Consider the following 1,998-nt stretch of genomic DNA (forward strand, 5'->3'; position numbering starts at 1 on the left):
CGGGTACGGGGACGGCCGATCGGGACGCGGACCTTGATGTGGGCCAAGACGGCGGCGAAGCGCGGGCTGTCGGCGGCCTGCCCGGGGGTGAGCAGAAACGACAGCGGGCGGCAGCGCCGGTCGGCGGACAGGTGGACCTTGCTGGTCAGCCCGCCGCGCGAGCGACCCAGCCCGGCCGCCGTCAGCCGGGCCCGGCGCCGTTGCCGCAGCCGCCGGCGCTCAGCCCGGGCCTCGTCTCCCTCCGGCCCGCCCAATTGGGCTGTTTGCCCCTTTCGTCGAGCCCCTTTTCCTCCTCGGCGGCCCGCTGCAGTTCCTCCAGCAGATGCGGATCGACCACCATCCCGGCGGCGTGGTGGTGGGCACGAGCCGTCGTGGAGTCCACGCTGACCAAGTCGAGGTCCACCTGTCCGCGGGCAGCGGCCTCGCCGATCATGGCCTCCATCAGGTTCTGGAAGACGCCCGTGGTCGCCCACGACCGGAACCGGTCATAGACGGTGGACCACGAGCCGTACTCGCCGGGCAGATCCCGCCACGGGCTACCGGTACGAAACCGCCACATCACGGCGTTGAACTGCCGCCGCAGCTCCGGGATCGGACCCCGCTCACCCAGCGGCAGATAGGGTTCGATCAAGATCCACTCATCGTTAGTGAGATCACCACGCGCCATACCCTGTGCTCTACCAGGGCCGGATCGCACCGCGCAGACGAATCCGCAACCTCCTGATCTGAACCCCGAACACGCCCAGCCCGATGAGCGGCTAGCCTTCTCTTTCCCTAGGCGGCCCCAACGGACGACGCCGGGAGACCACGAGCATCGCAACGACATGGATTTCAGAGAAAATATGACCGATAGCCCCACGCCCGCCGCCCCGACCACCAACGAACTACTGGAGATCGCCGACGCCCTTCTCCCCGGCCACTCCCTGGACAACGCCCGGGTCACGGAGGGCAATCTTCACCACGTCGTCCTCCTCTCAGGAACAGCAGCCGTACGGGTGAGCAAGCGTCCGTCGTCGGCGCAGGAGATGCCGCGCCGCATGGAGGCGCAGCGGGAGATCTCCCAGGCCGGGCTGCCCTTCGCGGTGCCGGAGCCGCTCACGCCCGTGACTCGGTTCGGCGAGCGTACGGCGGTCGCCGTCTCCTGGATTGACGGTGAGGCGCAGCCTGAGGGCCAGGGCGACCCCGGCCAGATCGGGAAACTGCTGCGCGCCGTGCGAGAGGTCACCGTCACTCCACGCCTGAGGCAACTGCTCAACGCCCCGAGAGAAAAGGGCTGGGCCGAAGTCCTGGCCGAGGAGGTCATTCCGCGTCTGCCGGACAGATGGCGGGACGAGTGCCGCACGCGTCTGGAAGCAGCGCGGGACCTGGAAGCCGTACCGGATGCACTGGTTCACGGCGATCTGTGCGGCGCCAACGTGCACTGGAGCCGGGACGGCCAACTGATCGGCGTCCTGGACTGGGACCAGGCACATCTGTTCGACCCCGCCATCGACGCGGCCCTGATGGCCTGGCACGGCTGGGACACCATCAGGAAGGCAGTGGACCCCGAGACCTACCGGCGCGCCCGCATCTACGACGCCCCGTTCGACGTCGGACATCTCGTCGGAGTCCTTGACGGCCGTCCGCTGGCGAACGTCGAGGGATACGTGCGCAGCATCGTCGCCTGGCTTGAGAAGAACGCCTAAACGGCCGAGCCGGGAGCCTGCCACAGGGTGCGCCCGATCCGCTCCGCGCCCTCATCGCCGCGCGGCCGCGACGGGCACGACCAGCCGCCGCGCGATGGCCGCATCGCGACAGGCTCCCACCCTGCCGCGCGCAACGACGCGCTGCTCTCGTCTTTTCGCGTGTAAGTGATCATCCGCTGATAGCCGAGAGCTTTCCCGGCCCGCCACGCTGCGCCGTACAGGATGCTGCACGTGTTCCTCGTGCCGTCCCTAGGACGGCACCGCGCAGACGAATCCGCAACCTCAGTGATCTGAACCTCGAACAGACCCTAGA

Annotated in this window: 3 protein-coding genes and 1 pseudogene; 1 reads left to right on the forward strand and 3 read right to left on the reverse strand. The window is 68.6% G+C overall.

The features are described from left to right. Together ACIN94_RS32785 and ACIN94_RS32790 are read right to left on the reverse strand one after the other, a co-directional pair. Nucleotides 1–254 (reverse strand): annotated as a pseudogene (locus ACIN94_RS32785) (IS5/IS1182 family transposase); the annotation flags it as partial. Beyond that, complete coding sequence (locus tag ACIN94_RS32790) at nucleotides 182–826, reverse strand: transposase (RefSeq protein WP_400714934.1); 645 nt, start codon at nucleotides 824–826, stop codon at nucleotides 182–184. The pseudogene ACIN94_RS32785 and the gene ACIN94_RS32790, both read right to left, overlap by 73 nt. Nucleotides 827–842: 16 nt before the next feature. Between ACIN94_RS32790 and ACIN94_RS32795 the strand changes: the two genes are divergently transcribed. Continuing rightward, a complete protein-coding gene (locus tag ACIN94_RS32795) occupies nucleotides 843–1,685 on the forward strand; it encodes a phosphotransferase (RefSeq protein WP_400714931.1) in 843 nt (280 codons plus the stop codon). On the opposite strand, the gene ACIN94_RS32800 is transcribed toward ACIN94_RS32795, so the two are convergent. Beyond that, nucleotides 1,682–1,990 carry an XF1762 family protein gene (locus ACIN94_RS32800; protein WP_400714937.1) on the reverse strand — a complete coding sequence of 103 codons (309 nt, stop codon included), beginning with the start codon at nucleotides 1,988–1,990 and terminating at the stop codon, nucleotides 1,682–1,684. The genes ACIN94_RS32795 and ACIN94_RS32800 overlap by 4 nt on opposite strands. Nucleotides 1,991–1,998 lie beyond the last annotated feature (8 nt).

The organism is Streptosporangium sp. NPDC087985 (assembly GCF_044741965.1).
In the GTDB taxonomy this organism is placed as follows: domain Bacteria; phylum Actinomycetota; class Actinomycetes; order Streptosporangiales; family Streptosporangiaceae; genus Streptosporangium.

Coding starts and splice junctions, on each gene's coding strand:
- ACIN94_RS32795 (WP_400714931.1), top strand. CDS start 843: ATGACCGATAGCCCCACGCCCGCCGCCCCGACCACCAACGAACTACTG.
- ACIN94_RS32790 (WP_400714934.1), bottom strand. CDS start 826: ATGTCGTTGCGATGCTCGTGGTCTCCCGGCGTCGTCCGTTGGGGCCGC.